Consider the following 21,274-nt stretch of genomic DNA (forward strand, 5'->3'; position numbering starts at 1 on the left):
AGTTGCGGCGCAGTATGCCGCCTGGTATTTATTACAAAAACAGCACCAACCACAAAAGACTATATCAATTATGGCAATAATATCGCGCACCGAAGATCTGGAGATCCTGATGGCCATTATCGACAGTGGCGGCTTCTCGGCGGCGGCCAGGGTGCTGGACATACAGACGGCCCGGGTTTCGCGGGCGGTCGCCCGGCTGGAAACCGAGCTGGACTGCACGCTGCTTAATCGTACGACCCGGCGGGTGGAGCTGACCGAAGAGGGGCGGCTGTTTGTGGCACAGGTAAGAGGCGGGCTGAACCAGCTGGCCGAGGCGGAAGAACACCTCCGGTCGCTAAAAGGTTCTCCTGCCGGACGACTGCGAATTGATGCAGCAACGCCTTTTATTCTGCATCAGCTGGTGCCGCTCATCGGTGGATTCCGGCAGGCCTATCCGCAGATACAGCTGGAACTGGTGGCTAATGAGAACATCATTGATCTGATCGAGAAGCGAACCGATGTGGCGATCAGGATCGGCAGGTTGGAAGACTCTAACCTGCATGCCCGCCTGCTGGGCAGAAGCCCCCTGCATCTGGTTGCCAGCCCCGAGTATCTGGCCAGGGCCGGAATACCGGAAACCACGGCGGCACTGAAACACCACGATATTATTGGGTTTACCGATGCTGCCCACCTTAATCGCTGGCCACTGCTGGTACCGCCGGAAATCCGTCCTGCCATCGTTGCCAGCAGTGGTGAAACCATACGCCAGCTCTGTCTGGCGGGGCAGGGCATTGCGCTGTTATCCCGGTTCATGATTGCTGAAGATCTGAAACAGCAACGGCTGGTTCATTTTCTGGAGACGGATCTCATCAACCCCAATCCGCGAGAGCGGGTACAGGCGGTGTATTACCGTAATACGGCGTTGTCATCACGGATATCGGCCTTTCTCGACTATATAGAGCCTCGGCTTGAGTTATAAATCCCGGGGGACTGCGCCTGGCGAGCATGTTTAGTCGCCATACTCGTGCCATATTTGAACGAGTCGCCGGTGGTCCTTGAATATCGGGCCGACCGGTCGACACTTGTCGGCACAAGGAGGCCATCATGAAGGTAGGTACGAAGAGGGGGCCGCAGTTAACAGGTCATCGCCAGGTTTTTGTGCTGCTTGAAAGGCGTCTGACGTGCCCGGTGTGAGCGGGCACGATCGCCAGCGAAGGTCGCCTGATGCGCGAGTACGAATCCTGTTTGTCGGTAATCTGCTGCAGGCAGATGACGGGGCCGGTATGCACGCTTTTGCCTTGTGCAAGTCGCTTTGCTGGCCCGCCGGTGTAGAGCTGGTAGACGCAGGCACCGGGGGCGTAAGCCTGCTGCCGCTGTTCAAGCAGTGCCAGCGCATCATACTGGTGGATGCTTTTCTGAGTCCGGGTCACGAGGGCGAGATACGCCAGCAGTGCAATGTGACGGCAGACTCGCTGGCGGGAAGCGACGATCTGGCTCATGGCGGTGGCATCAAGGGCTTGCTGGCGCTGGTACCGCTGCTGGTGTCGCCGGTGCCCATTATCGATCTGTTTGCGATTGGCGGGGGCCATTTTACGTCCTGTAGCCCGACACTGAGTGACGGGGTGGCGCGGGCCTTGCCAACCTTGTGCCGGCGTTTGCATGGTTATGTGACCGAGGATCTGATGCCTTCGGGCTCAGGCTGCCGATGAGCGGCGCGTCCCACACGGCAACAGGAAGCCTGTTGCGAATAACCGGCTGTGTGCAGGGGGTCGGCTTTCGGCCCCTGGTCTATCGGTTGGCGACCGAGCTCGGTTTATCGGGCGAGGTTTGCAATGTTGGCACCGGCGTCGAGATTCGGCTGGCCGCCGAGGCCGATGCCGTGGCGCATTTTTGCCGTCGGCTGCGAGCGGACTGTCCGACTCATGCCCGCATAGAGAGCCTGATGGTTCAGCCGTTCAGCTTTGCTGCCGCTCCCGCGGGCTTTAATGTTGTGAACAGCCAGGCCGTGGGCCAGGGAGCCGGATTTCCGCCGGATCTGGCGATGTGCCCTCGGTGTCTGGCCGAGCTGACTGACCCGGATGATCGGCGCTACGGCTATCCCTTTATCAACTGCACCGACTGTGGCCCGCGCTACAGCATTATCAAGAGCCTGCCTTATGACAGGGCCAGTACCAGCATGGCCGGTTTTCCGCTGTGCGCCACCTGTCGCCATGAGTATGAAGATCCGGCGAACCGTCGCTTTCATGCCGAGCCCGTTGCCTGTGCCGAATGCGGCCCGCGTATCTGGCTGCAAGGCGCCGCAGGTCAAGTACAGGAGGGAGCGACGGCGGCTTTGCTGGCCCAATGTCGCCTCTGGCTGAAGCAGGGCCGGGTGCTGGCGCTCAAGGGAATCGGCGGCTTTCAGCTGGCTTGCGATGCGGGTTCGGCAGTGGCCATCGCGCGACTGCGCCAACGCAAGCACAGGCCCGCCAAGCCCTTTGCCGTTATGTTGCGGGACCTGCCCGCAGTGGAGGCCTGTTTCGCGTTGAACGAGGCCGAGCGGAAGTTGCTGGCCAGTCCGGCGGCGCCCATCCTGCTGTTGCCCAAGGCTCGGCTCAAGCAGTCGCTGCAGGGGATGGTGCCCGAGGCCTTGGCGCCCGGCATGGCCTGCATCGGCGTCATGCTTGCCTGTTCGCCACTGCACTGGCTGTTACTTCACGAGGTCGGTGGCCCCCTGGTGATGACCTCGGGCAATGCCGGCGGCGAACCCATCTGTACCGACAACCGGCAAGCCACCTTGGCGCTGGCCAATGTGGCCGACGCCTTTCTGCTGCACAACCGACCCATACTGCACCGTTGCGACGACTCGGTACAGGTCTGGCTGGCCGACCGGCCCCGGCTGATCCGCCGGGCCCGGGGTTATGCGCCCAGCCCTATCCCGTTGCCGGACGGATGGAATGGCTCGGTACTGGCGTTGGGGGCAGATCTGAAAAGCAGCATCTGTCTTGCCGGTGACGGAAAAGCCATCTTGTCGGCCCATATCGGCGATCTGAGCAGCCCGGCCTGCGTCGATGCCCTGCTGCAGGAGTGCGACCGCCTACCAACCCTGCTTGGCCTGGCCCCCCAGGCTGTCGCCGTCGATCTGCATCCCGACTATGCATCCAGTCGTCTGGGGGCCCGGCTGGCGCAAATGCGCGGGCTGCCGCTGGTTCGGGTACAACATCATCATGCCCACCTGGTGTCTTGCCTGGTGGAGAACGGGCAGCCGCCCGATGAACCGGTATTGGGCATAGTGCTGGACGGATTGGGACTTGGCTGTGATGGCGGCGTCTGGGGCGGGGAATTTCTGCTGGCCGATTACCGTCGCTACCGGCGGCTGGCGCGGTTGCGGCCCTTCCCGTTGCTGGGAAATGACAAGGCCAACCGCCAGCCATGGCGCAACCTGCTGGCCCAGCTGGCGCAGGCCAGACAGCTGTCGTGTCGGTCTGCACTGGTTGCCACTCAGCCGGGCCTGGCCTGGCTGATGCACGCCGAGGCCGACGTATTGTTGAACATGGCCGACCGTTTCCCGCTGACCTCATCGGCGGGGCGCTTGTTCGATGCCGCCGCGGCGCTGCTGGGTGTGGCGCCGCCAGAACTCGGCTTTGAAGGCGAGGCGGCCATGAAGCTGGAAGCGCTGGCCCTGGGGGCTCGGGCAAACGCCTGTTATGAGCTTGGGCTGAGCCGCGAGGGGGAACTCTGGCAGCTGGATGCGGCGCCGCTGTGGCCGGCGATGGTCGAGGCCCTGCTGGCGGGGCAGGATAAAGCGGTGCTGGCTGCCAATTTTCACCTAAGTTTAGTGAGGGGGCTGTGCCACATGGTGCGGCGGTTGCGTCGGCAGAAGGGCGTGACCTTTACCAGCGTGGCCCTGAGCGGCGGCGTGATGCAAAACCGGCTGATCCTGGAGCCGTTGGTAGGAGAGCTGGACGCCATGGGTCTGACCGTGCTGACCCAGAGTCGGGTTCCCGGCAACGACGGCGGTATCGCCCTGGGTCAGGCGGCCATTGCACTGGCTCAATGGCAGTAAGGCGGATGACCGATAAGTCGCCGGTCACGTAGGGTCGAATTTATTCGACCAATAGCGTTATCCGTCATTCTCGCGGTCCAATAAATTGGACCCTACCGATGCCATTTATACGGCGAACATTGGCAGTTAGCGACCAGGGAGCACGGCTTATGTGTTTGGGGATACCGGCCAGAATCGTCGCCATTGTGGATGCCGAAGCCGGGTTGGCCTTGGCGGATACCGCCGGGGTGCGCCGCCAGATCAATATCGGCCTGCTGGTGGCCGATGGTGGCGACCCCTCGGCGCTGGTGGGGGAATGGGTGTTGCTGCATGTGGGCTTTGCCATGGCGGTGATCGACCAGGCCGAAGCCAGCCGTTCCCTGGCCCTGCTGGCACAAATAGACTCGTTGGCGCAAATGGAAGAAGGAGGCGAGCCATGAGCCTGACCCATGACTTTCGTGATGCCGGCCGGGTCAAAATCCTGCTGAAGGCCATTACCGCTGCGGCCGATCCGGTGGCGGCGCGCCTCGGGCGGCCCTTGCAGATCATGGAGGTGTGCGGCGGCCATACCCATGCCATTTTTCGCTTCGGGCTGAACCAGTTGCTGCCTTCCTCCATCGAATTTATCCACGGCCCCGGCTGCCCCGTTTGCGTGCTGCCGGTAGAGGCGGTTGATCAGGCCGTCAGTCTGGCGCGGCGAGAAGATGTGATTCTGGCGAGCTTCGGTGATCCGCTGCGGGTACCCGGTACGCGAGGCAGCCTGCTGCAGGCCAAAGCCGAGGGGGCCGAGGTAAAGGTACTTTATTCTCCCTTCGATGCCCTGGCGCTGGCCCGAGCCAACCCTAACAAGCTGGTGGTGTTTTTCGCCATCGGTTTCGACACCACCATGCCCGGTACCGCCTATTCCCTGCTGGCCGCCGAGCGGGCGGGACTCACCAACCTGCGCTTTCTCTGCCATCACATTCGGCTGATGCCGACCCTGACCGCGCTGCTGGAAGCCGATGATATTCGGCTCGACGGTTTTGTGGGGCCGGGACACGTCAGCATGGTGATCGGCAGCCGGGTTTATGAACCCATCGCCAGCCAGTACCACAAGCCGCTGGTAATCGCCGGTTTCGAGCCGGTGGACTTTTTGCAGGCGTTGTATCAATTGGTGCTGCAACTGGCCGAGGGGCGCTGTGCCATCGAAAACGCCTACGCCCGGGTGGTGGCTCCCGACGGTAACCCGAGTGCACTCAAGGTGATTGCCGAGGCCTTCGAGCAGGGCATCGACAGCCACTGGCGAGGGCTCGGTCTGGTGACGGGCTCGGGCGTACGGGTGCGGGAACCATATCGGCATCTGGATGCGGCCGAGCTTCTGATATCAATACCGCAAATAAAAACCGCGACCGAGCCCGCGTATTGCAATGCCGTGCTTACTGGTCGAATCAAACCGCATCAATGCCCCTTGTTTCGTCGCCACTGTACCCCGCAAAATCCGGTCGGCGCCCTCATGGTATCCAGTGAAGGGGCCTGCGCCGCCTATTATCAATACCGACCCGAGGAGCTGAGGTGAGCCGCAAAGAGCAAGCCATTACCCTGGCCCACGGTGCCGGCGGCGGGGCCATGCATGCCCTGATTGACGAGATTTTTCTTACCGCCTTCGGTGATGCCCCGCTGCTGCAAAAGGAAGATCAGGCCCGGCTGCCGCTGGCCGATCTGCTCGCCCGGGGCGATCGGCTGGCGCTGACTACCGACAGCTTTGTGGTCAGCCCGCTTGAGTTTCCCGGTGGCGACATCGGCAAGCTGGCAGTGTGCGGCACCCTCAACGATCTCGCCGTGGGCGGCGCCACTCCTCTGTATCTGACCGCCGCCTTCATCATCGAAGAAGGGCTGCCGCTGGCGCTGCTTGAGCGATTGGTCGGCTCCATGGCCGAAGCGGCCCGTGAGGCCGGAGTGAACATAGTAACCGGCGATACCAAGGTGGTGGAGCGGGGCATGGCCGACAAGCTGTTTATCAACACCACCGGCGTGGGGGTGATACCGGCGGGGCTGAGTCTTTCCATCGGCTCGGCCCGGCCTGGCGACCAGGTGTTGGTGAACGGCCATGTGGGCGACCATGGTGCGGCGGTGATGCTGGCCCGGGAAGATCTGGGACTGGTGGGGGAGCTGGCCAGCGATTGTGCCGCCCTGCATGAGCTGATTCAGCCGGTGCTGGCGCACTGTTCGGGGGTGCGCTGCCTGCGTGATGCGACCCGGGGTGGCCTGGGTGGCGTGCTGAGCGAAATGGCCGGAGCGTCGGAAGTTGCTATCCGGCTGATTGAGCGCGAGCTGCCGATCCGCCCCCAGACACAGGCCCTGTGCGAACTGCTGGGGCTGGAGCCGCTGTTTCTCGCCAACGAGGGGATGGCCGCCATGGTGATTTGCCCCGAGCAGGCCGAGCAGGCGCTGGCATTGTGGCGTGCTCATCCCCTGGGCCGGCATGCCCGCATCATCGGCGAGGTGTTAGCTCCGTCGTCACCTGGGCGCTTGAGTCTGCTGACCCCTTACGGCGGCGAGCGGCTGCTGGAGGTGCCTCATGGCCTGCAATTACCGCGGATCTGCTGAATATGCATGAGCTGTCGGTGGTCCGGGCCCTGCTGACTCAGCTTGAACCCTATGCACACAGAAAGTTGACTCGCATCCGTATCGAGGTGGGTGGCATGAGCTGTGTCGATGGCGAGCGGCTGCAGTTCTGTTTCGACATGGTGAAGGAAGAGGCCGGGCTGAGTGGTGTGATACTGGACATCGACGCGGTGCCGGCACAGGCAGAGTGCCGCGATTGCGGCCGGCACTTTGCCCCGAGTGGCCCGGGGGACGCCTGCTCCTGTGGCAGCTATGATTATATTCTGACCTCTGGACGGCAACTGCTGTTGACGGAAATAGGATTTGAATGATGTGTGGACATTGTGGGTGTTCCAGCGAGAAAGCCCGGCTGTCGGAGCCGGGAGTCGAGGCGCATAGTCATCTGCATCAGGACGGTGACAGCTTGCACCTGCAGCAGGCGTTACTGGCCGGTAACGATGAACTGGCGTTGCACAACCGGCAGTGGCTGACGGCCAACCAGATCACCTGCATCAACCTGATGGGCACGCCGGGCGCCGGCAAAACCCAGCTGCTGGAAGCCACCTTTGCTTATGCCCATACTCAGAGCGGCACCGGCTGGCCACCGATGGCGGTACTGGAAGGCGATCAGCAAACCCAGAATGATGCCCGCCGAATTCAGGCTTGCGGCGGTCGGGCCGTGCAGATCAACACCGGCACCGGCTGCCACCTGGATGCCCAGATGATACAGGCGGGTCTGGCCAGCCTGGCACCGCGGCCCGGATCTCTGGTGCTGGTCGAGAACGTGGGTAATCTGGTGTGCCCGGCGTTGTTCGATCTGGGTGAGCAGCACCGGGTGGCCATGATGGCGGTGACCGATGGCGAAGACAAACCGGAAAAATACCCGCATCTGTTTGCCGGCTGCGAGCTGGTGGTGATCAATAAAATCGATCTGCAGCCTTATCTCAATGTCGATTTGAAAAAGACCAAAGCATCGTTACGACGGCTGAATCCCCGGGTCGAAATACTGGAACTGTCGGCCAGTACCGGTGAGGGGCTGGAGTCCTGGCGTGACTGGCTGCTGACCCGAGCCCACCATGACTAGGCGCTTGTTGGCGCATCGGCATCTGCAGCGGCTGCATCAGGCGCTGGTGCAGGCCGGTTTTGAGGTGATAGGCCCCCGGGTAAAAGACGATGCCATTCTGTTTGCTCCCTTGCACAGTGTCGACCAGCTGCCCTGGGGCTGGCAGGAGCAGGCCGACGCCGGCAGTTATCGCCTGCAGCATACCGCCGGTCGGCGCGCCTTTGCCTGGAATACCGGTCCCCAGGGACTCAAACCCTGGCTGTTTCAACCCGAGCAAGTGCTGTGGCGGGCCGACAATACCGATCAGGGTCTGCACTTTCGTGCCGTGAAGCCAAAGCCCAGACGGCTTGCTTTTATCGGCCTGCGCGGGTGTGATTTGGCGGCGCTGGCCATTCAGGATCGGCATTTTCTGGAAGGGCCTCATGCCGACCCCTTCTATCAGGCCCAGCGCCAACAACTGCTGATTGTGGCGGTTAATTGTGGCCGCAGTGCCAGTACCTGTTTTTGCGTGTCGACCGGCGACGGCCCCGAGGCGAGGTCCGGCTTCGATCTGCTGCTCGACGAACTGGATGAAGGCTATCTGCTGCAGAGTGGCAGTGAACGGGGCGCGGTCATAGCAGCGCAGCTACCGCTGAAAAACGCCAGCGGCACGCAGGTGTCCGAGGCCAAAGCTTGGCTTGCGGGCGCCCGCCGGCAGCAGCGGGTTATGCCGAGCGAGGCCGAGCTGGTGCAACTGGTAGACCGGCTCGATCATCCGCGCTGGCAGCAGGTGGCCGAGCGTTGCCTGGCCTGCGGCAACTGTACCTCGGTGTGTCCCACCTGCTTTTGTTCGAAACAGGAAGCCGAGGGCGATATTCGAGGGCGGCAGGCCGAGCAGGTACAGCGGTGGGATTCCTGCTTCAGCGAGCAGCACAGCTACATTACCGGCAAGGTGGTGCGTGCCGACATCCGCCACCGCTATCGGCAGTGGCTGGTGCACAAGCTGGCCACCTGGCAGCAGCAATTCGGCCGCAGCGGCTGCGTGGGATGCGGCCGCTGCATTGCCTGGTGTCCGGTGGCCATCGATCTGGTGGAAGAAGCCCAGGCCCTGCTGGCAGACAAACCACTGGCAGACAAATCGCAGGAGGACGAGCATGGCTGATTTTCTGCCCATGACCGCCACCCTGGCGGCGAAGCAAATGGAGTTGCCGGGGGTTTACACCCTAAGCCTGGCCCTGGACACCCGGGGGCCGTTCAATTTTGATTTTGGCCAGTTCAACATGCTTTATCTGTTTGGCGCCGGCGAGGTGGCCATCTCCATCATGGGCTGGGATCAGGGGCTGTTACAGCACACCATTCGCGCCGTCGGTCGGGTTACTCGCCCCTTGGTGGAGCTGGAGGTTGGCCAGCAGCTGGGGCTGCGCGGCCCTTTTGGTCGGGGTTGGCCGCTGGCGCAACTGCAGGGGCGAGATCTGGTGTTCATCACCGCCGGGCTGGGTTGTGCACCTGTGGTGGCGGCGATTCATCATGCGGTTGCCAACCGGGATCAATATGGTCGCATCGTGATACTGCAGGGGGTTAAACACCATGCGGATCTACTCTGGCAGGATCAATACCAGCGTTGGCAAACGCTGGGCAAGTGTCAGGTGTTGCTGGCCGCCAGTGAAGAGCACCGACATCGGCACCGCTGGCGCCTGGGACTGGTCACCGAATTGCTTGAGCTGGCCGAGTTTGATCCAGACCATTGCGCGGTCTTGATGTGCGGTCCCGAGATCATGATGCTGGCGGCGCTCAAGCAGCTGGCGCAGCAGCAGGTGAATGACGACGCCGTCTATATGAGCCTGGAGCGCAATTTTCAGTGCGGTCAGGGACTGTGCGGCCATTGCCAGCTGGGCCCGTATTTCGTTTGCAAGGACGGCCCGGTTTTTCACTATCCGGTGATCAAGTCCTGGTTGGGGCGGGAGGGGCTATGACGGCCAAGCGCAAACTGACCCTGGCGGTGCACAAGCTGACCTCCTGCTCCGGCTGTCAGCTGGCCTTTCTCAATCAGGGGCCGGCGCTGCTGGACCTGCTGGAAGAGGTGGAATTTCTGCATTTTATCGAGGCCGGTATCGAGGGACCTGAGCTGCCGGTCGATGTGGCCTTTGTGGAAGGCAGCGTTTCCACCCCCGCAGATCTCGAGCGGGCCCGGGCGCTGCGGCAAAACAGCAAGCTGGTGGTCAGTATCGGCGCCTGTGCCACCAGCGGCGGGATTCAGGCCTTGCGCAACATGGCCGATGGCTCGACTTGGAAGGCGGCGGTGTATGCTCATCCCGATTTCATCGCCACCCTGAATACCTCGACCGGCGTGGCCGAGCACATCAAGGTGGACTTCGAACTCTGGGGTTGCCCCATTACCGTCGAGCAGATGCGGCATTTTTTGCGCCAGTTGCGGTTGGGAGCCATGCCCCGGCCGGAGGCTGAAAAACTGTGCATGGAGTGCAAGCGTCGGCAGCAGGTGTGCGTCATGGTGACCCGGGGCGCCCCCTGCCTGGGCCCGGTAGTGCGCACCGGCTGTGGGGCCCTGTGTCCTGCCTTCGGCCGGGCCTGCTACGGCTGTTTTGGCCCGTCGGAGCAACCCAACTGCGACAGCCTGGCCAACCGCTTTGCCGGTCTGGGGCTGGTGCCCGACGAGATTGCCCGGCGCTTCGCCGCCATTCACAGCCACAGCACGCCATTTCGCGAGCAAAGCCGGCGCTGGCAGCATATCGATATCAAGGAGGTGGAATGACCGGCAAACGGCGCATTTCGCTGAAAGTCCCTTTCATTACCCGGCTGGAAGGCGAGGGCACCCTGGAGCTGAGCGCCCGGGGCGATTGCATCGAACGGTTGCATCTGGCCATTTTCGAGCCGCCACGGTTGTTCGAGAAGTTTCTGGAAGGGCGTGACTATCGGGAGGTGCCGGATCTCAACGCCCGTATCTGCGGTATCTGCCCCATGGCTTACCAGCTTACTTCCATTCAGGCCATGGAGCGCCTGTTCGGCATCAATCTGCCCGCGCCGCTGGTACGGCTTAGAAAACTGATGAACCTGGGGGAGTGGGTGCAGAGCCATGCGCTGCATATTCATTTTTTGGCCGCACCGGACTTTCTTGGTTTCGATCATGCCCTGGCCATGGCCAAACAGCATCCGGAGGTATTGCGACGGGGCATGCAACTGCAGGAAGCCGGCAATGCGTTGATGGCCCTGCTGGGCGGTCGTTCGGTGCATCCGGTGGGATTACAGGTGGGCGGCTTTGGTCGCCTGCCCGATGCCGAACGCTGGGATTCGGTGCGCCAGCGGGTGGAACAAGCATTGCCCGCCGCCGGGGAGCTGGTTCGCTGGACGGCCGGGCTGGCGCTGCCCGACTATTCGCATGACTTTATCTGGGTCAGCCTGACCGAGCCGGACAGCTATGCCATCAACGGCGGCCTTATTACCAGTAGCAAGGGGTTGAGCCTGAGTCATGACGAATATGCCGGTCATTTTGCCGAGCACCAGGAACCCCATTCCACCGCCCTGTATTCACTGCTCGACGGCAAGGATTATCTGGTGGGCCCGCTGGCCCGTATGAATAACAGTTTTTCGCAGCTGCCCGACGAGGTCAAAACCTTGGCCCGGGAATGCGGGCTCGACTTTCCCAGTCGCAACATGTTCACCAGCATTCAGGCCCGGGCGCTGGAGATATACTGGGCCTTGTTCGAGGCACGTCGGCTGCTGGCCATGGGCTGCCCGAGTGGAGAGGCCTGCCTGCCGGTAACGCCGAGGGCCGGTGAGTGCTGCTTTTGTACCGAGGCGCCGCGGGGTCTTATCTATCACCATTACCGGCTGGACGAGCAGGGCAGGGTGCTGTCGTGCACCATAATACCGCCCACCAGTCAGAATCAGGCGCGCATCGAGCAGGATCTGAAAACCTCGGTGCCACGCTTTGGACTGGGCCGCAGCGACCGGGAACTCAAGTTGTTTTGCGAGCGGCTGATCCGCAATTACGACCCCTGTATTTCCTGCTCCACCCACTTCCTGCAGTTCAGGATGCAGCGCCGTTAGCCTTCTGTTCCAGCTTCAGTACCAGTTCGGTCATTTCAATCACGCTGTCGGGGTTGAGCGAAATGGAACTGATGCCCTGTTCTACCAGCCACTGGGTGATTTCGGGAAAATCGGACGGGGCCTGACCGCAGATCCCCACGTATTTGTTTGATGCCAGGCAGGCGTCGATGGCCAGTTTGATCATGCGTTTAACCGCCTCGTTGCGCTCGTCGTAGCGACTGAGCAGGGCGGAATCTCGATCGACCCCCAGCGTCAACTGGGTCAGGTCGTTGGAGCCGATGGAAAAACCGTCACAACGTGCCAGAAATTGCTCCGCCAGAATGACGTTGGCGGGAATTTCACACATGGTGTAGAGCTTGAGCTGGTGTTCACCCAGCACCAGACCGTGGCTGGCGATCAGACTCTTGACCGTATCCAGATCGTCGGGAGTGCGAACAAAAGGCACCATCACCGCCAGGTTGGTGAGCCCCATGCGCTCGCGCACCTGCTTGACGGCGGCGCACTCTAGGGCGAAGCAGGGAGCAAAGCTGTCGTCCAGATAGCGGGTGGCGCCGCGAAAGCCGAGCATGGGGTTCTCTTCTTCGGGTTCATATTCTTCGCCGCCGAGCAGGCTGCGGTATTCGTTGGTCTTGAAGTCGCTGAAGCGGATGATCACCGGTTTGGGATAGAAGGCGGCACAGATGGCGCCGACACCTTCGGCCATACGATCCACATAAAAGTCGACCGCGCCGGGGTAGCCCGCCGTGATACGGTTGATTTGGCTGCGAATCGTCTCGGACTGCTGCTCCAGCTTGAGCACGGCTTGAGGGTGGATGCCAATCAGGTTGTTGATGATGAATTCAAGCCGGGCCAGGCCCACCCCTTCGTTGGGCAGTTGCGCGAACTCGAAGGCTTTTTGCGGGTCGGCCACGTTCATCATGATGTGGGTCTTGGGCCGGTGACCGAGATCGATGCGATGCTCCGTTACCTCGAAGGGCAACAGGCCGGGGTAGACGTAGCCGGCGTCCCCTTCGGCGCAGGACACGGTCAGTTCGGCGCCGTCGCTGATTTTCTCAAGCCCGTTACCGGTCACCACCACCGCCGGTATGCCCAGCTCTCGCGCCACAATGGCGGCATGACACACCCGGCCGCCGCGATTGGTCACGATGGCGGCGGCTTTTTTCATTACCGGCTCCCAGTCGGGGTCGGTAATGTCGGTAACCAGCACTTCGCCCTGCTGCAGCGACGCCATGTCGGCCGCATGCAGAATGATTCTGGCCCGCCCCGAGGCAATTTTCTTGCCCACGCTCTTGCCGGTCACCAGTGGGACGGCTTTCTCTTTAAGCCGGTAGTGGTGCACCACACTGGTATCGGCCCGGGAATGAACCGTCTCCGGCCGGGCCTGCAGAATGAACAGCCGGCCGGTGTTGCCGTCTTTGGCCCATTCAATGTCCATGGGCATAGGGTGGCCGGCCCGTGTTGAATAATGGCGTTCGATGGCGCAGGCCGAGGTGGCCAGCGCCAGCACCTCGTCATCGTCGATACAAAAGCGGTATCGATCCTGCTCCGGTACCGGAACATCCCGGGTGGCGACGCTGTGTTCGTCTTTGCTCATGTAGATCATCTTGCTGGCTTTTTCGCCCAGCTGTCGTTTCACTATGGGTCTGTGCGTTCCATCCAGCAGGGGTTTGAATACCAGAAACTCGTCTGGCGATACCGTGCCCTGCACCACGCTTTCTCCCAGTCCATAGGCGGCATTAAGCAGCACCAGATCGCGAAAACCGGACTCGGTATCCAGGGTGAACATGACGCCCGAGGCCGCCAGATCGGAACGTACCATGCGCTGCACACCGATGGACAAGGCCACTTTTCGGTGGTCAAAGCCCTGATCGACCCGATAGCTGATTGCCCGGTCGGTAAAGAGGGAAGCGAACACCTGTTTGCAGCTGTGCAGCAGACTGGCACTGCCCCTGATGTTGAGAAAGGTGTCCTGCTGGCCGGCAAAGGAAGCGCCGGGCAGATCTTCGGCGGTGGCGGAGCTGCGTACGGCCACATCGGTGTCTTCGCCGTACTGATCGCACAGCTTCTGGTAGGCGGCGGTGACCTGCTGTTCTACCTCGGCGGGCAGGGTGGCGGTCAGGATCAGCTGACGTACTCGGTCGGCGCTTTGATGAAGACTGGCCAGGTCGGTTTTATCCAGTTTGTCCAGCAGCGGAAAGATGCGCTCGTTCAGCTGGTTGGCGTCGAGAAAGGCCCGGTAGGCGGACGCGGTCAGGGCAAAGCCGTCGGGCAGGGTAGTCTCGGAGTTGGCAAGCAGGCGGTACAGTTCGCCAAGAGAAGCATTCTTGCCGCCGACCAGCGGCAGATCGGTCATGTCGATGTCGCTGAACCAGCGAATATATTGTGGACTGTTCATGAGCCTGTTCCGAATATGAATGTCTTGATTAAGACTAGACTTCATTGAAGAGCCTTGGCCAGTGACCTCCTTCGAGTCATTCTTTGCATGTTTTGAGGGGCTGACCGTGGCGTTGTTACCTTCAAACAGACCCTCATCACGGAGCTCTCATGGGCTTTAGCATCATTACCAAAGTGGTTGGCCGGCATGCGCCGCCCCCCAACCAGACGGACTATTGGCAGCGTTATCGCGACTTTGACTGGCAGCAGGCCAGACTCGGCATCAAGGGCCATGACGGTGTTATCAATATTGCCCATGAGGCGGTTGATCGTCATGTGCAGGAAGGCAATGGCGATCAGCTGGCGCTGATCTGGCTGGGCAGGCAGGGGGAGCGAAAAACCTTCAGCTATCGCCAGTTACAGAAGCTGACTAATCGCTTTGCCAACCTGCTGACCGCACTGGGTGTGGCTCATGGCGCCACCGTGTTCAGTCTGTGCGGGCGCACGCCGCAGCTGTATGCGGCGCTGCTCGGCAGCTTGAAAGCAGGCAACCTGTTCTGCCCGCTGTTTTCCGCCTTTGGCCCGGAGCCGGTTCGCGCGCGAATGGGGATTGGCGATGCGCGAGTATTGGTCAGCAGCGCCCGGCTCTATCTGAAAAAAGTGGCCCCCTGGCGCCACGAATTGCCGGGCCTCGAGCAGGTACTGCTGTATGACTGCCACGGTGACTGCCCCGCCGATTGCCTGGATCTGGATTCTACCCTGGCCGAGGCCAGCGAGACATTTACGGTGTGCCCGACCACGGCCGAAGACCCGGCCCTGCTGCATTTTACCAGCGGCACCACCGGCCTGCCCAAGGGGGTGGTGCATGTGCATGAGGCGGTCGTGCATCACCGCTACTCCGCCTGGTGCGCCCTGGACTTGCACCCCGGCGATGTGTACTGGTGTACCGCCGATCCGGGCTGGGTCACGGGCACCAGTTACGGGGTTATCGCCCCGCTGTGCAATCGGGTCACCCTGGTGGTGGATGAGGCGGAATTCGATCTTGAACGCTGGTATCGAATTTTGAGCGATGAAAAGGTCAATGTCTGGTATACGGCGCCGACCGCCATTCGCATGCTGATGAAAGCCGGCGATGCGCTGGTGGCAAAGCAGGATCTGAGCGCGCTGCGCTTTATGGCAAGCGTAGGCGAACCGCTCAATCCCGAGGCGGTGGTATGGGGCCAGCGCGTGTTCGGCATGCCGTTTCATGACAACTGGTGGCAAACCGAGACCGGCGGCATCATGCTCGCCAACTTTGCCGCCGAGCCGGTCAAGCCGGGCTCCATGGGCCGGCCGCTGCCCGGTATTACGGCGGGCATAGTGCAGGTAGACGAGCAGGGGCAAGTGACCGAGCTGACCGAACCCGGCCAGGTGGGCGAGCTGGCGCTGAGGCCGGGCTGGCCTTCGATGTTTAGGGGCTACCTGCACGAAGAAGAGCGTTACCGACACTGCTTCAAGGACAACTGGTATCTCAGCGGCGACCTCGCCTGGCGGGATAACGATGGTTACTACTGGTTTGTTGGCCGCATCAAGGAATTGATCAAGTCTGCCGGTCATCTTATCGGCCCCTTCGAGGTAGAAAGCGCCCTGCTCGAACACCCGGCGGTGGCCGAAGCCGGGGTCATCGGCATTCCGGATGAGATGGCGGGTGAAGTGGTCAAGGCCTTTGTGGCGCTCAAACCCGGCTATGAACCCGGTGACGTGCTGCTTAAAAGCCTGATGGCCCACGCTCGAAAAACACTGGGTCCGGCAGTCGCTCCCCGGGAGATTGTCATCAAAGACAACCTGCCCAAGACCCGCAGCGGCAAAATCATGCGCCGTCTGCTCAGGGCGCGCGAGCTGGGGCTGCCGCCGGGCGATATTTCCACCCTGGAAAGCGATGAGGGCAGCCGCCATGAAAAATAAATCCGACGCCAAACAGGACGACAGCCATCTGCAGATGTTGCTGAAAGAAATGCTGCGCATTCGGCGTTTCGAGGAACGCTGTGCCGAACTTTATACGGAAGAAAAAATCCGCGGTTTTCTGCATCTGTACATTGGTGAAGAAGCGGTGGCGGTGGGCGTGATGCAGGCGCTGACGGCGGAAGATGCGGTGGTGTCTACCTACCGGGAGCACGGCCATGCCCTGGCCCGAGGGCTGGACATGAAGGCGGTGATGGCGGAAATGTACGGCAAGGTCGGCGGCAGCAGCCGGGGGCGAGGTGGCTCCATGCATATTTTTGATGCCACCAAACGTTTTTACGGTGGCAATGCCATCGTCGCCGGTGCGCTGCCGATGGCCGTCGGACTGGCCCTGGCCGACAAGCTGCAAGGGCGGCCAAGAGTCACCTGCTGCTTCTTCGGTGAAGGAGCGGCGGCAGAAGGCGAGTTTCACGAAAGCCTTAACCTGGCGCAACTTTGGCAGTTGCCGGTGCTGTTTGTGTGCGAAAACAACCGTTATGCCATGGGCACGGCACTGACCATTTCGGAATCGGAGCAACATATCTTCAAAAAGGCCGCCAGCTACGGTTTGCCGGCCGAGGCGGTGGACGGAATGCAGGTGAGTGCCGTGGAGGCGGCGGCCCGAGCCGGCTCCACGGCCATTCGCGCGGAAGGCGGACCGCGATTTCTGGAATGCCTGACCTATCGTTTTCGCGGCCACTCCATGTTTGATACCCAGCTTTATCGTACGCCGGACGAAGTAGAGCAATGGCAGCATAAAGGCCCCATAGTGCAGCTCAGGCATGAACTGGAACAGAGCGGTGGCCTGGACGAGGCCTACTTACAACAGCTGGAGCAGGACGTCAGGCAGGAGGTGAATGCCGCCGTTGCGTTTGCCGAACAATCTGAGTTCGAGCCCGAATCGGCGTTGTGTTGGGGTGTTTACCAGGAGCCGGGCGTATGAAAGAGCCGACCATCAGTTATCGGGAAGCGGTACGGGAAGCCATTCGGGAAGCCATTGTTCAGGACTCGCGGGTGTTCGTGATGGGCGAGGACGTGGGCCATTACGGCGGCTGTTATGCGGTGACCAAGGGCCTGCTGCAGGAGTTTGGCGAGCAGCGGGTGCGCGATACCCCCTTGTCCGAGTCCGGCTTCGTCGGTGCAGGTATCGGTGCGGCCCTCGGTGGCATGCGGCCGATAGTGGAGGTGATGACCGTCAACTTCAGCCTGCTGGCGCTGGATCAAATCGTCAATAACGCGGCGACGCTGCGGCATATGTCCGGCGGTCAGCTGGGAGTACCGTTGGTGATCCGCATGGCCTGCGGTGCCGGCAAGCAGCTGGCGGCGCAGCATTCTCACAGCCTGGAAAACTGGTACGCCCATGTGCCCGGTCTCAAGGTGCTGGCGCCGGCCACGCTGGCCGATGCCCGCTACATGCTGGCCATGGCGCTGGCGGACCCGGATCCGGTGCTGCTGTTCGAGCATGTGCTGCTGTACAACCAGTCGGGGCCGGTGCCGACGCCGGAGCAATGCCCGGACATGCATAAAGCGCTGGTGCGCAGTGAAGGGGTCGATCTCAGCCTGGTCAGCTACGGCGGTTCTCTGTCCAAGGCACTTGAGGCGGCCGAGCTGTTGCAGCAACAGGGCATTAGCGCCGAGGTGGTGGATCTGCGTTGCCTGCGGCCGCTGGATACCGAGACCCTCTTTGCCTCGATTAACAAGACCCGACGGCTGCTGGTGGTGGACGAGGGCTGGCGCACCGGCAGTCTGGCCGGTGAAATCTGCGCTCAGGTGGCAGAGCACTGCTTCTGGTCACTGGATGCGCCGCCGCAACGGCTGTGCAGTGCCGAAGTCCCCATTCCCTATCCCAGCCATCTGGAGCGGGCGGCGACGCCTCAGGTTGAACAGATTGTCGCGCTGGCGGCCAGGGTGGTGGGCAAATGATAAAAACCATCAAGATGCCGTCTTTCGGTTCCGACATGGCCAAGGGCATGGTGGCCGAGTGGAAGATACAACCGGGTGATACGGTGCACAGAGGTGAGGTCATCGCCACCATTGAAACCATGAAGGGCCTGATCGACATGGAAGTGTTCGACGACGGCGTGGTCGAACAACTGCTGGCGCCGGTCGGCCAGCAGTTGCAGGTGGGCGAGCCGATTGCCCGTCTGCAACTGACCGGTGTGGCAGATGAGGGCGTCGAGGCAGAGACGGAAGAGCATGCGGTGGCTGCCGAGCCCCAGCCCGCACCGATTGAGCCAAAGACAGAGGCGGCCGTGTCACCATCGAATATCGTCGACCAGCGGCCCTTGATCTCGCCGGCGGCCCGCAAGCAAGCCGAAAAATTGGGGATAGACTGGCGCCTGCTGGGGCCGGGCAGCGGACCGAATGGCGCCCTGGTGCTGGCGGATATCGAATCCCGGGGAGTCACGCCGTCGGCAGATTCCGGGCAACAAATGCGTCAGGCCATTGCCGCCGTGGTGAGTCGCTCCAAGCGCGATATTCCTCATTATTATCTGGAGCTGGATATTCCCCTGGCGGCCGCTCATACCTGGTGCTCGGAATACAATAAGGGAAAACCGGCAGCGGAACTGGTGTTGATCAATGCGCTGATTTACTGCGCTCTGGCCAGGGCCCTGGCCGAATTCCCCCAGTTTAACGGCTTTTATCGGGAGGGTGGCTATCAGGCACAATCTGGTGTGCATCTGGGCAATATTATCAAGCTGCGCTCGGGGGGGATGGTCGTGGCGGCCCTTCATGACGCCCAGTTATTGGGGGCCGTGGGAATGATGGCCCGGCTCAAGGATCAGGTGATTCGGGCCCGGGGTGGGGGCTTGCGCGGGTCGGAAGTTCAGGATGCCACCGTAACGGTATCCAATCTGGGGGAGCGGGGAGTGGATCGTATTCAGGGCGTGATCTTTCCGCCTCAGGTTGCCTTGCTGGGCATAGGACGGGTGCGCACAGCACCCTGGGTGCAGGAACAGAAAATAGTGCCGATGACTCTGGCCAGTTTCAGTCTGGCCGCCGATCACCGGGTAAGCGACGGCCATGACGGTGCGCGCCTGCTTAACCGGATAGCGGCGCTGTTACAACAACCGGAGCAACTGGCATGAAAGACAAGAAGGCATTGGCCGAATTGGTCTGTCGCCAGATTCGGGATATCGCCCCGGATGCCGACACCGAACAGTTAGATCCGAATGAAGATATGCGCGAGGCGCTGGATCTGGACTCGATGGATTTTTTGCGGCTGATTGAGGCACTGAGCCGGAAGTTGGAAGTGACCATTCCCGAAGTTGATTTTTCCCACATTACTCAGCTATCAAAAATGGTGGACTACCTGAGCGCTCGGCTGTCGGCAGACGCATGAGTGAATGATCGGGTCACTATCGGCTTAGAACGCGTGATGCTGGTCATCAGGTTAGTTCTGGCAGCCACGCCCGTATCTGCTCACAGACCCAGTCCGGCGCATCCAGGGGCAGGTCGTGGCCGGCATCGGGATGGCGGCGCAGGGGGAGTTGCCAGTGCTCGGCAATGGCCTGGCTGCAGCGGGGGCTGACCAGATCGTCACCCAGACTGTTCAGCACCAGTATGGGCACTTGAGGGCGGGTGGATGGTGCTCGATAGCGAAGGGCGGCCAGCAACTGGCGCAAGGTATTGCGGCGTGATGGCGGATATTGCCGGGCATAGGCAGCCCATCGGGTCAGAATATCAGCGTCATGGTCAAAAAAACGGCTGGTCAGCTGCAGTATGGCCGCTTCCTGCAGCAGGGGATCCCGCTGCCACAGACACCATTTCAACAGTGGCCAGTATACCCTTGGTCTCAACCGGTGATAAAAGGGGCTGACGCCCGCCAGGCTGCTGTTGATCAGCACCACGGCGCTCAGCTCGGTCGGGTAACGGCTGGCCCAGTCTAGCGCCACCATACCGCCCAGCGACAAGGCGAGCAGCTTCAGCGGGCCCTTTGCTCGCTCCGCCTGCCAACGCGCCCTCAACCAGTCGGTGATGTCCGGAATGCGGTTCGGGCTCGTTTGATGAACTTCACGGCCAAAGCCGGGCAAGTCCACCGGTATCACCCGGTCATCGGGAAAGCCGTGTTGCAGCCGCGCGGGAAATCCTTCCCAGTGACGTTGCTCGCGCATCAGCCCCCGTAGCAATAGCCAGCCTGTGCTCATTCTTGTTCCCGATAGGCGCGGCTTTGCCGCCGCTGTGTTCGCAGCGTGGCATACCTACAGGAAATCATTCAAGTGTAGTCGGAGGGGCTAATAGCCCCGAAGGCAGATGTCCTCCGGGGCCGGATATTAGCGGGTCAGGTGTTCGGCATGAAAGCGCAGGTGCTGTTCGATGAAACTGGCAATAAAGTAATAGCTGTGATCATAGCCTTCCCGCCGGTTCAGTTCGAGCGGATAGCCGCTGTGCTGGGCGGCGGCTTCCAGCGTCTCGGGTTTAAGTTGCTCGGTGAGAAAGTCATCCGCCTCGCCCTGATCCACCAGCGCCGGCACAAATTGACTGGTCTGGCGCATCAGCAGGCTGGCGTCGTAATCTGCCCAGGCGGCGGTATCTTTGCCCAGGTAAGCCTTGAAGGCTTTCTTGCCCCAGGGGCAATTAACCGGGTTGCCGATAGGGCTGAAGGCCGACACAGAGCGATAACGCTCGGGATTGCGCATGGCCAGCACCAGGGCGCCGTGGCCACCCATGGAATGACCGGCGATGGAACGCTGCTCGCTGACCGGGAACATGGACTCGACAAGCGTCGGCAGTTCGTTCAGCACATAGTCGTACATACGGTAATGTCGATTCCAGGGCGCCTGGGTGGCATTGACATAGAAGCCCGCACCCTTGCCGAGATCGTAGCCGTCGTCATCCGCTACGTCATCGCCGCGGGGGCTGGTGTCCGGCGCAATAATGGCCATGCCGAGTTCGGCGGCGATGCGCTGGGCACCGGCTTTTTGCATGAAATTTTCATCGGTGCAGGTCAGGCCGGACAGCCAGTACAGGGCCGGTACCTTATCACCGCTGGAAACCTGCGGCGGCAGATAAATAGCAAACCGCATGGTGCAATTCAGTGTTTCAGAATAATGGCTGTACTGTTTGTGCCAGCCATCGAAGCTCTTGTTACAGCTCAGGTTTTCAATACTCATCTGTATCTCCCAGAAAACGGGTGCCGTGATGGCAATGGCGATATTATATTCCCATTCCGTCTGGTGATAATGGCCGAGCCTGTTAAATAACCTTTACCAGTGAGTAATAGTCGA

At 61.3% G+C, this 21,274-nt stretch carries 20 protein-coding genes; 17 read left to right on the forward strand and 3 right to left on the reverse strand.

Annotated elements, in window-relative coordinates:
• Positions 1-70: 70 nt before the first annotated feature.
• The 12 genes from Q0753_RS06450 (at position 71) to Q0753_RS06505 (ending at position 11,693) form a co-directional block, all read left to right on the forward strand.
• On the forward strand, positions 71-958 hold the full coding sequence (locus tag Q0753_RS06450) for a LysR family transcriptional regulator (protein WP_298718689.1): 888 nt from the start codon (positions 71-73) through the stop codon (positions 956-958).
• 211 nt (positions 959-1,169) lie between these two features.
• Positions 1,170-1,688 (forward strand): hydrogenase maturation protease, encoded by a 519-nt coding sequence (locus tag Q0753_RS06455; protein WP_298718691.1) that lies wholly within the window; start codon positions 1,170-1,172, stop codon positions 1,686-1,688.
• 32 nt (positions 1,689-1,720) lie between these two features.
• Complete coding sequence (hypF, locus tag Q0753_RS06460; RefSeq protein ID WP_298718693.1) at positions 1,721-4,024, forward strand: carbamoyltransferase HypF; 2,304 nt, start codon at positions 1,721-1,723, stop codon at positions 4,022-4,024.
• Between the two features lie 149 nt (positions 4,025-4,173).
• Positions 4,174-4,443, forward strand: a complete 270-nt coding sequence (locus Q0753_RS06465) for a HypC/HybG/HupF family hydrogenase formation chaperone (RefSeq protein ID WP_298718695.1) — start codon at positions 4,174-4,176, stop codon at positions 4,441-4,443.
• Positions 4,440-5,558: a hydrogenase formation protein HypD gene (gene hypD, locus Q0753_RS06470; protein ID WP_298718697.1), complete on the forward strand. Its 1,119-nt coding sequence runs from the start codon at positions 4,440-4,442 to the stop codon at positions 5,556-5,558. The genes Q0753_RS06465 and hypD overlap by 4 nt, the downstream gene beginning before the upstream one ends.
• Positions 5,555-6,589: a hydrogenase expression/formation protein HypE gene (gene hypE, locus Q0753_RS06475; protein WP_298718698.1), complete on the forward strand. Its 1,035-nt coding sequence runs from the start codon at positions 5,555-5,557 to the stop codon at positions 6,587-6,589. Before hypD ends, hypE begins: the two co-directional genes overlap by 4 nt.
• Positions 6,590-6,591: 2 nt before the next feature.
• Positions 6,592-6,918 carry a hydrogenase maturation nickel metallochaperone HypA gene (locus Q0753_RS06480; protein ID WP_298718700.1) on the forward strand — a complete coding sequence of 109 codons (327 nt, stop codon included), beginning with the start codon at positions 6,592-6,594 and terminating at the stop codon, positions 6,916-6,918.
• A complete protein-coding gene (gene hypB, locus Q0753_RS06485) occupies positions 6,915-7,670 on the forward strand; it encodes a hydrogenase nickel incorporation protein HypB (protein ID WP_298718701.1) in 756 nt (251 codons plus the stop codon). Before Q0753_RS06480 ends, hypB begins: the two co-directional genes overlap by 4 nt.
• Positions 7,663-8,790 (forward strand): 4Fe-4S dicluster domain-containing protein, encoded by a 1,128-nt coding sequence (locus tag Q0753_RS06490; RefSeq protein ID WP_298718703.1) that lies wholly within the window; start codon positions 7,663-7,665, stop codon positions 8,788-8,790. The genes hypB and Q0753_RS06490 overlap by 8 nt, the downstream gene beginning before the upstream one ends.
• Positions 8,783-9,601 (forward strand): FAD/NAD(P)-binding protein, encoded by an 819-nt coding sequence (locus Q0753_RS06495; protein WP_298718705.1) that lies wholly within the window; start codon positions 8,783-8,785, stop codon positions 9,599-9,601. The genes Q0753_RS06490 and Q0753_RS06495 overlap by 8 nt, the downstream gene beginning before the upstream one ends.
• The gene (locus Q0753_RS06500; protein ID WP_298718707.1) at positions 9,598-10,398 is read left to right on the forward strand and encodes a sulfhydrogenase subunit delta; all 801 of its coding nucleotides are present in this window, start codon (positions 9,598-9,600) and stop codon (positions 10,396-10,398) included. The genes Q0753_RS06495 and Q0753_RS06500 overlap by 4 nt, the downstream gene beginning before the upstream one ends.
• Positions 10,395-11,693: a Ni/Fe hydrogenase subunit alpha gene (locus Q0753_RS06505; RefSeq protein ID WP_298718709.1), complete on the forward strand. Its 1,299-nt coding sequence runs from the start codon at positions 10,395-10,397 to the stop codon at positions 11,691-11,693. The genes Q0753_RS06500 and Q0753_RS06505 overlap by 4 nt, the downstream gene beginning before the upstream one ends.
• On the opposite strand, the gene ppsA is transcribed toward Q0753_RS06505, so the two are convergent.
• Entirely contained in the window at positions 11,674-14,088 is a 2,415-nt protein-coding gene (ppsA, locus tag Q0753_RS06510; RefSeq protein ID WP_298718711.1) for a phosphoenolpyruvate synthase, read from the reverse strand. The genes Q0753_RS06505 and ppsA overlap by 20 nt on opposite strands.
• 149 nt (positions 14,089-14,237) lie before the next feature.
• Here ppsA and acsA point away from each other — a divergent pair, with 149 nt between their 5' ends.
• Genes acsA through Q0753_RS06535 form a run of 5 tightly spaced genes read left to right on the forward strand, consistent with a single transcriptional unit; the run spans position 14,238 to position 19,389 of the window.
• Positions 14,238-16,010, forward strand: a complete 1,773-nt coding sequence (gene acsA / locus Q0753_RS06515) for an acetate--CoA ligase (protein WP_298718713.1) — start codon at positions 14,238-14,240, stop codon at positions 16,008-16,010.
• Positions 16,000-16,989 (forward strand): pyruvate dehydrogenase (acetyl-transferring) E1 component subunit alpha, encoded by a 990-nt coding sequence (pdhA, locus tag Q0753_RS06520; protein WP_298718715.1) that lies wholly within the window; start codon positions 16,000-16,002, stop codon positions 16,987-16,989. Before acsA ends, pdhA begins: the two co-directional genes overlap by 11 nt.
• The gene (locus Q0753_RS06525) at positions 16,986-17,969 is read left to right on the forward strand and encodes an alpha-ketoacid dehydrogenase subunit beta (RefSeq protein ID WP_298718716.1); all 984 of its coding nucleotides are present in this window, start codon (positions 16,986-16,988) and stop codon (positions 17,967-17,969) included. The genes pdhA and Q0753_RS06525 overlap by 4 nt, the downstream gene beginning before the upstream one ends.
• Entirely contained in the window at positions 17,966-19,135 is a 1,170-nt protein-coding gene (locus tag Q0753_RS06530; protein ID WP_298718718.1) for a dihydrolipoamide acetyltransferase family protein, read from the forward strand. The genes Q0753_RS06525 and Q0753_RS06530 overlap by 4 nt, the downstream gene beginning before the upstream one ends.
• A complete protein-coding gene (locus tag Q0753_RS06535) occupies positions 19,132-19,389 on the forward strand; it encodes an acyl carrier protein (protein ID WP_298718720.1) in 258 nt (85 codons plus the stop codon). Before Q0753_RS06530 ends, Q0753_RS06535 begins: the two co-directional genes overlap by 4 nt.
• A gap of 46 nt (positions 19,390-19,435) precedes the next feature.
• Here the strand turns inward: Q0753_RS06535 and Q0753_RS06540 are convergent, their stop codons facing one another.
• Both Q0753_RS06540 and fghA read right to left on the reverse strand, forming a co-directional pair.
• Positions 19,436-20,194, reverse strand: coding sequence for an alpha/beta hydrolase (locus tag Q0753_RS06540; protein ID WP_298718722.1), 759 nt, complete (start codon positions 20,192-20,194; stop codon positions 19,436-19,438).
• Between the two features lie 126 nt (positions 20,195-20,320).
• Positions 20,321-21,160 carry an S-formylglutathione hydrolase gene (gene fghA, locus Q0753_RS06545; protein WP_298718724.1) on the reverse strand — a complete coding sequence of 280 codons (840 nt, stop codon included), beginning with the start codon at positions 21,158-21,160 and terminating at the stop codon, positions 20,321-20,323.
• Between the last annotated feature and the right edge of the window lie 114 nt (positions 21,161-21,274).

The organism is uncultured Oceanisphaera sp., from assembly GCF_947495715.1.
GTDB lineage: Bacteria > Pseudomonadota > Gammaproteobacteria > Enterobacterales > Aeromonadaceae > Oceanimonas > Oceanimonas sediminis.

What these genes read in the sequence shown, in the direction of transcription:
- Q0753_RS06490 (WP_298718703.1), top strand. Translation starts at nt 7,663, where the DNA reads ATGACTAGGCGCTTGTTGGCGCATCGGCATCTGCAGCGGCTGCATCAG.
- hypB (WP_298718701.1), top strand. Translation starts at nt 6,915, where the DNA reads ATGATGTGTGGACATTGTGGGTGTTCCAGCGAGAAAGCCCGGCTGTCG.
- Q0753_RS06450 (WP_298718689.1), top strand. Translation starts at nt 71, where the DNA reads ATGGCAATAATATCGCGCACCGAAGATCTGGAGATCCTGATGGCCATT.
- hypD (WP_298718697.1), top strand. Translation starts at nt 4,440, where the DNA reads ATGAGCCTGACCCATGACTTTCGTGATGCCGGCCGGGTCAAAATCCTG.
- Q0753_RS06480 (WP_298718700.1), top strand. Translation starts at nt 6,592, where the DNA reads ATGCATGAGCTGTCGGTGGTCCGGGCCCTGCTGACTCAGCTTGAACCC.
- Q0753_RS06540 (WP_298718722.1), bottom strand. Translation starts at nt 20,194, where the DNA reads ATGAGCACAGGCTGGCTATTGCTACGGGGGCTGATGCGCGAGCAACGT.
- pdhA (WP_298718715.1), top strand. Translation starts at nt 16,000, where the DNA reads ATGAAAAATAAATCCGACGCCAAACAGGACGACAGCCATCTGCAGATG.
- Q0753_RS06535 (WP_298718720.1), top strand. Translation starts at nt 19,132, where the DNA reads ATGAAAGACAAGAAGGCATTGGCCGAATTGGTCTGTCGCCAGATTCGG.
- Q0753_RS06530 (WP_298718718.1), top strand. Translation starts at nt 17,966, where the DNA reads ATGATAAAAACCATCAAGATGCCGTCTTTCGGTTCCGACATGGCCAAG.
- ppsA (WP_298718711.1), bottom strand. Translation starts at nt 14,088, where the DNA reads ATGAACAGTCCACAATATATTCGCTGGTTCAGCGACATCGACATGACC.
- fghA (WP_298718724.1), bottom strand. Translation starts at nt 21,160, where the DNA reads ATGAGTATTGAAAACCTGAGCTGTAACAAGAGCTTCGATGGCTGGCAC.
- Q0753_RS06500 (WP_298718707.1), top strand. Translation starts at nt 9,598, where the DNA reads ATGACGGCCAAGCGCAAACTGACCCTGGCGGTGCACAAGCTGACCTCC.
- Q0753_RS06465 (WP_298718695.1), top strand. Translation starts at nt 4,174, where the DNA reads ATGTGTTTGGGGATACCGGCCAGAATCGTCGCCATTGTGGATGCCGAA.
- Q0753_RS06505 (WP_298718709.1), top strand. Translation starts at nt 10,395, where the DNA reads ATGACCGGCAAACGGCGCATTTCGCTGAAAGTCCCTTTCATTACCCGG.
- Q0753_RS06495 (WP_298718705.1), top strand. Translation starts at nt 8,783, where the DNA reads ATGGCTGATTTTCTGCCCATGACCGCCACCCTGGCGGCGAAGCAAATG.
- acsA (WP_298718713.1), top strand. Translation starts at nt 14,238, where the DNA reads ATGGGCTTTAGCATCATTACCAAAGTGGTTGGCCGGCATGCGCCGCCC.
- Q0753_RS06525 (WP_298718716.1), top strand. Translation starts at nt 16,986, where the DNA reads ATGAAAGAGCCGACCATCAGTTATCGGGAAGCGGTACGGGAAGCCATT.